Annotated in this window: 6 protein-coding genes and 1 pseudogene; all 7 read right to left on the bottom strand. The window is 71.7% G+C overall.

What is annotated here, in order from left to right:
- The coding region (locus tag AB8Z36_RS27925) for a phage tail protein (protein WP_369216154.1) at positions 1-336 on the bottom strand (336 nt) is incomplete at its 3' end.
- Positions 337-364: 28 nt separating this feature from the next.
- Positions 365-2,323, bottom strand: coding sequence for a putative baseplate assembly protein (locus tag AB8Z36_RS27920; protein ID WP_369216153.1), 1,959 nt, complete (start codon positions 2,321-2,323; stop codon positions 365-367).
- On the bottom strand, positions 2,323-2,775 hold the full coding sequence (locus tag AB8Z36_RS27915) for a GPW/gp25 family protein (RefSeq protein ID WP_369216152.1): 453 nt from the start codon (positions 2,773-2,775) through the stop codon (positions 2,323-2,325). The genes AB8Z36_RS27920 and AB8Z36_RS27915 overlap by 1 nt, the downstream gene beginning before the upstream one ends.
- A gap of 53 nt (positions 2,776-2,828) precedes the next feature.
- The gene (locus tag AB8Z36_RS27910) at positions 2,829-4,745 is read right to left on the bottom strand and encodes a VgrG-related protein (RefSeq protein WP_369216151.1); all 1,917 of its coding nucleotides are present in this window, start codon (positions 4,743-4,745) and stop codon (positions 2,829-2,831) included.
- Positions 4,745-5,464: a CIS tube protein gene (locus AB8Z36_RS27905; RefSeq protein ID WP_369216150.1), complete on the bottom strand. Its 720-nt coding sequence runs from the start codon at positions 5,462-5,464 to the stop codon at positions 4,745-4,747. Before AB8Z36_RS27905 ends, AB8Z36_RS27910 begins: the two co-directional genes overlap by 1 nt.
- 66 nt (positions 5,465-5,530) lie before the next feature.
- Positions 5,531-5,953 carry a phage tail protein gene (locus AB8Z36_RS27900; RefSeq protein WP_369216149.1) on the bottom strand — a complete coding sequence of 141 codons (423 nt, stop codon included), beginning with the start codon at positions 5,951-5,953 and terminating at the stop codon, positions 5,531-5,533.
- An 87-nt stretch (positions 5,954-6,040) separates the two neighbouring features.
- Positions 6,041-6,331, bottom strand: a pseudogene (locus tag AB8Z36_RS27895) (hypothetical protein); the annotation flags it as partial.

Genomic DNA, 6,331 nt, shown 5'->3' with positions numbered 1-6,331 from the left:
GCCGAAGGTGAGGCGCACCGCCTCCGACAGGCCACGGCGGGTGCCGCGTACGCGGTGCAGGGCGGCCGCCGCCGCCACGGCGGCCCGCAGCCCGGCCTCGGATTCGCTGCCGTCGGTCTCCGCGCCGACCCAGGTGCCGAGCCACTGGACGAAGTCGGCGGGGGAGAGCGCGGGGTCGAAGTAGGTGTCCAGGCAGTCCAGGACGTTCAGGATCGGCGCGAGGACGTCGTCGAGACCCGCGATGAACCGCTGGGCGAGATCGTCGTCGGCGAAGAGGGCGGGCAGCATGGCGCCGATGGGCGCGGAGGAGCCGAGGCCGTCGATGGAACCCCTCACCGCGCGCCTCCCGGCCCCGGGCGGCGCCTCATGCGGCGTCCCCGATCACGCGGACGCGGTGGTCGAAGGAGAACGCCAGGGCGGACGGTTCCAGGTCGATGCGGTCGGTGGGTTCGCCGCGCTTGCCGGTCAGCGGGTCGGCGGGGTGCAGGACGACCTCGTCGACCAGTTCCACGCCGGGGACGCGCTGGAGGACGGCGAAGACCTCGCCCGCCTGGACCGGCCGCCCGAAGGGCCAGCCGCGGCCGTCGGTGCCGCCGGTGAGCGGGTCGAGGTGGCGGTACAGGGCGTCGTGGGCCGCGCGCCGTACCCGGTCGGTCTCCACCCCGCGGAAGGCGTGGACGGTGGCCACCACGGTCACGCCCTGGTAGTACGGCGGGCCCACGGCGAGCCGGGTGCCGATCAGGCGGCGCTCGTCGAGGTGCCGGGTGATGCGCCGCAACAGGGCGTCGTCGGGCACGAGTTGCTCGAAGCGGAGCCGCCCGCCGGGGTCGGGCACCGCCTGCGGCACCACCAGTACGCGCACCGCGTAGGCGCCGTGGTCGTCCGGGCGGCTCTCCAGGCAGGTGATACGGGCGGTCTCCGGCGCGGCGCGGCGGGCGAGTTCCTCGTAGTCGCGCAGGGTCACGGCGCGCTCCTGGGCGCGCAGCGTGATGGGCGCCCGCAGCTTGGCCTCCTCGACCGTCTCGCCGTCGACACCGCCGCGCGCGGCCTCGCGGTTGACGACCTCGGAGATGTACGGGATGGAGGTGCGCAGCACGCGGATCGCGCCGCGCGCCACATTGCCGTAGCGGCCGCCGCCGGTGCGGTAGCGGCGGGCCCGGATGACGGCGCCCTTGGGGGCGACGAGGCCGTACTGGCGCAGCGAGCCGTCCGCTTCGCGGACCGCGGGCCCGAAGGCGATGTCGCCGGTGGTGGCGTCCAGGGTGATGTGCCGGTCGTGCGGGCCGGACTCGGCGAAGTGCGGGACCACCCGCCAGTCCTGCCAGCCGTCGTGCTCGGCGGTCTGGAGGAGGACCGGCGGGTCGTCGCCGACGACGGGCGCGTGGGCGAGCCGGAGGCGCTGGCCGGGCAGTCCGGTGGCCTCGCCGAGCGCCTCGTCGGACACCGTCTCGGCGTGCACGACGCGGGTGGTGCCACCGACCGTGCAGGCCGCCGCCGAGCGCACGGTGGGGGAGGTGGTGTAGAAGGGCTGGCCGGCCAGCGGCTCGGTGACGCGGCAGCGCAGCCAGCCGCCCTCGTGGCCGCCGTTGCGGGACAGGATGTGGCCGCCGGGGACGTGCAGGAGGACTTCGCCGGGCCGGTTGAGGCCCCCGGTGCCGTCCCGGTGCACTTCGCAGCTCTGCCAGCCGTCGGCCGTCCAGGCCTCCCAGAGCAGCGGCGGCTGACGCGGGTCGACGCCGACACCGTCGACGCGGCTGTCCAGTTCGAGGGCGAGGACGCCGTGCGGGACGGCCGCGGTCAGGCCGAACAGCATGCTGTCGCCGGGGCGCGGCGACGGCGAGAAGCAGGTGACGTCGTTGCCCTCGGCGAGGTCGGCGCTCCGGTCGGCGGCGGCCTCGCCCCTGTGCTGCGCCACCAGGCGGTCGAGGCCGCAGGGGACGATGTCCAGGGCGCGTTCGGTGGCGAAGACGACGCCGTCCTCGCGCTCCGTGCGCAGGGTGGTCACCTCGGTGCCGACCGGTACCGGGACGGTCTCCTCGCGGGGCGCGGACAGCCAGAAGGTGACGTCGGTGCGGGCCGCGGTCGGCGGGAAGAGCGTGATGCCGACGAGGTCGAGGAAGGCCAGGTGGTTCTTCTCCGGGACGCGGTTGAGGCGGTAGACGATCTGGTCGGCCATGTGGGCGACCGTCTCGACGAGGGTGACGCCGGGGTCGGAGACGTTGTGGTCGGTCCACTCCGGGGCGCGCTGCTGGATGAAACGCTTGGCGTCGTCGACGAACTGCTGGAAGCGGCGGTCGTCGAGGTTGGGGGAGTGCAGGGGCATCAGAGGTCGCTTTCGGGGGAGCCCGCGGGGCCGTCGGACGTCTCCGCGGCGCCCGGCTCCTCGTGGGAGGGAATGACGTAGAAGGGGAAGACGAGGCTGCGCGGGTTGTTCGTGCCGCGGATGGCGTAGCGGACGTCGATGTGCAGCACGCTCTGGTCGGTGCCGGTGCTGACCTCCACGTCCCGCACCTCGATGCGCGGCTCCCAGCGGTCCAGGCTCAGATACACCTCGTGCTGGATGCGGCCCGCGGTCTGCTCGTTGACGGGCGCGAAGACCAAGTCGTGGATGGCGCAGCCGAACTCCGGGCGCATGGGCCGTTCACCGGGCGCGGTGGCGAGGACGAGCCGGATGGCCTCCTCGATCTCGCGCTCCCCGCTGACCAGGGCGATGCCGCCGGTGGGGCTGATCCGCAGGGGGAAGGCCCAGCCGGAGCCGACGAACTGTTCGGACATCAGCGGTCACCGGTCCTCTTCTGCCGCTCGCGCGGGCGGGGTCGGATGCGTCATCACAGCGGCAGGGGCTTTCCGTTGAGCCGGAAGAGGCCGGTGACATTGACCTGGGCACCGGTCAGGGCCGCCAGGGCGGCGGAGGTGACCGACACGGGCCCGGCCGCACTGAGGGACGCGGCGCCCGCCGCGCTGATGCTCACCAGGCCCGCCGCCTTGACGTTGAAGAACGACGAGGTGACGGTGAACCCGCTGGGCGCGGTCACGTTCGTCGTCGTGCCGCTGCGGATCGAGAGGAGCCCGCCGCTCTTGATGGTCAGGTTGCGCCGGGCGCTCAGTTCGAGGTCGGTGCCCGCCTTGACGGACACCGAACGGCCTCCGGTGATCTTGACGGCGCCCTTGCTGTCCACGGTGATCTCGGTCTCGGCGCGGTCCAGGCTGATGGTCAGCCTGCCGTCCCCCGAGGCGATGCGCACGCCTTGTTTGCTGCCGCCGGTGGGCTGGCTCAGCAGGTCGATGCGGTTGCCCCTGCGGTCGGACAGGGTGTGGCGGCTGGCCTGGTTGCGGGCCCCCGAGTACAGCGGAGCGTCCTTGACGGCGGTCGGCTCGTCCCGTCCGTTGTAGAGCCCGCCGATCACGAACGGATGGTCCAGGGCGCCCCGGTCGAAGCCGACGAGCACCTCGTCCCCCACGTCCATCGGGAAGATGCCGCCCCCGCGCTGCCCGCCGAGCTGCACGCACCGCGTCCAGTCGCTGACGTAGGTGTCGTCGAGCCAGGGGAACTTCAGCTTGACGCGGCCCTGGCCGCCCTTGACGTCCACATCGGTGACGACGGCGTTGGCCACGCCCGGCAGCCGGGGCACGCTCTCGGTGCCGCCCGAGGTCAGGCCGTACAGCGAACGCCACTGACGGCCGCTGACGGTGACCCAGGACTCATAGCGGCGACCGTTGCCGAAGACGTGCCGTACCGAGGTGGTCGTGTACTTGCCCTGGAAGGGCGTGCCGACGTCTGCCAGGGCAACGGGCACTCCGGGCCGCAGTTCGGGACTGCCGTGGACGACGACCTCCAGCTCGGAGAAGGAGGAGGAGACGTCATCGAAGAGCGCCTTCGCGGAGCTCTCGGCCTCGGCCGCCTTGTCGTAGGGCGTCCCGGTCTGCACGAGGCGCGACTTCTTGAAGGCACCGGCCGCCTTGGCGGGGGTGGTGCCGATGGTGAAACCCGGGTCGGTCACTGTGCGCGAGGTCTCCACGATCTCCCGCGCGGTCGCCACGTCCCAGCCGCGCGTCTCGACCTCGCTGACCTGGTCTGCGGCGGTCACCGCGGTCCGCAGCCGCAGGATGTCGACGCCGGACTTCAGCACCAGGGGCACCGTGTCGCTGCTCGTGTCCGGCGAGGGTGCGCCGGAGGACGGCTTGGGCGGTACGAAGTTGAACTTACCGTCGGCGTCCAGATGCACGATCATCTTGTTCTCGTCGGCCAGCCGGGCGATGAAGTCCCAGTCGGTCACATTGGCCTGGCTGATGAACTCGTAGCGCCTGCGGCAGGAGCCGATCCTGCCGATGGGCACACCCGCCTGCGCGGCCAGGGTCCTGACGATGGAGGAGGCGGTCTCGTCCGTGTACGCGGCCACCCGGCGCTGGCGCAGGAAGCGGTGCCCGTAGTCGTAGCCGCGGATGACGGTGAAGGTGCCCGCGCCGTCGTAGTCGGCCTCCAGCGCGGTGACTTCGCCGGTCAGCAGCGGATCGCCGTTGCCGCTGCCGTCCGCCACCGGGGTGATGACGACCTTCGTACCAAACCTGATCCTGAGATCATCGATGATCTCCCGCTTGGGGTCACGAAAAGTCAGCCGGAACGCGGCGGGCACCCCGAACCCCTGGTCGACCCACCCGTCGACGAGCTTCTCGGCGACGTCCGGAAGCAGTTCGGACCCGCCGACCCTGACGTTGATGATGCTGGAGAACGCTGTGTGTGCCATCAGCGGCGCACCTCCTGGGGAGCGGGCAGCAGGAGCTCGGCCCCCGCGGTCAGACGGGAGGGGTCATCGATGTCGTTGGCCTCGGCGATGGCACGCCACACGGTGGCGTCCCCGTACTCGCGCCACGCCAGCGACGGCAGCGAGTCCCCGGCCACCACCCGGTGCACGCGCCGCGCGGTGAGCGCCCCCGACGTCGGGTTCTGCCGGGCCGTGGCCTGGGGAATCTCGTGCAACTGCAGCTGACAGGTGGCCCGGATGGGAATCCCCGTCGTGCCGAACAGCGTGTACGAGGCCTGCACGGAGCTGACGTACGCGGTGAAGCGCGCCGTCGCGAACGACCCCCACTGGAAGACCACCCACGGCGGCGACGGCTGGTCGGCCGCCTTGCTCCTGGCGGTCACCCCGCAGCAGCTCAGCAGCGACTCGACCTTCTTGAGCACCGTGTTGTCCGTCGGCTTGTCGGAGGTGTCCAGGAAGACCTCCACGCTCATCTCGCGCGCCTCCGACCCCATGAACTGCGCCTTCGCCCCCTCGCGCACCGCCGCGGCGGGGGTCATCGTCCACTGGGCGCGGCGGCCGAGCGACAGCTGCGCGGGGTTGAAGTCAAAGCTGAACGTCTTCATGAGCGCTCCCGGCGTGGTGCTCTTGCCGAGGGGTGGCTCGTGTATCGCGATGCTGGCGCGTACCAGGCTCTTGCCCGCGCCTCTGCTCTGCGGCATGGGGTGTGTCTCCCGCTCCTCTTGCTTCCGCTCGGTCCTGTTGCCAGCCCTGTGGCCGACGACTCGTCAGTCCGTGAACCCGTGGTGCGCGATCTCCAGGACCTCCGTGGCGACCGCCGGATTGCTGGGATTGAGGGTGGGTCCCTGCCAGCTCACGGGCAGCACATCGATCAGCCCCCAGCGGGCCACCTCCGACCCGTCGGCGCGCAGCGCCGCGATCTCCGCGGTGGGCCGCTTGATGCCCGTCTGCACGGAGGAGATCCACTTGGCGACCTTCGCGGTCTCCGGGGTGAGCGGACGGGTCAGCCGGATGGTGGAGAAGGTGACGCGCGAGGGCAGCTGCCACACGAATCCGTTGTTCCCGCCCTCCTGGCGGTGCTCCACCTCGACCTGGGATGAGAGGCCGTCACATCCGTTGAAGTAGCCGAGGCTCTCGCCGTCGATGGAGAGGGAGAACCAGATCGTGGAACCCGGGTCCTGGCGGGGCATCGGGGAGGCGCCTTTCTGTTCGTGCACGGGGCGAGCGGTGCTCGGATGGAGCGGACGGGAAGGGTCAGTCGGAGCGGACGGGACGGGTCAGTAGCGGTCGTCGCGGAGTCTGCCGATCCGTTCGCGGTCCATGCGGAGTTCGGTACGGATCAGCCGGGTGATGCGGCCGACCATCTGATGGGCCAGCTCGTCGAGCTGGAAGTCCGTGAGCTTCTTCGGATCGAAGGCGCCTTCGGGTACGTGGGTGCAGCCGGGCGGCGGTCCGCCCGAGGAGCCCTGTCGGCTCCGTTCGTCGATCGCCACCGAGGCACTGCCGGTGGCCTCGGCGTACGAGGGCGGATCGACGCGGGTGACGTGCGTCGGGCSGCCGACTCGKRG

The organism is Streptomyces flavofungini (assembly GCF_041028215.1).
In the GTDB taxonomy this organism is placed as follows: Bacteria; Actinomycetota; Actinomycetes; order Streptomycetales; family Streptomycetaceae; genus Streptomyces; species Streptomyces flavofungini_B.
The sequence above is the reverse complement of the archived record's forward strand: the minus strand, read 5'-3'. Positions and strand labels throughout refer to the sequence as shown.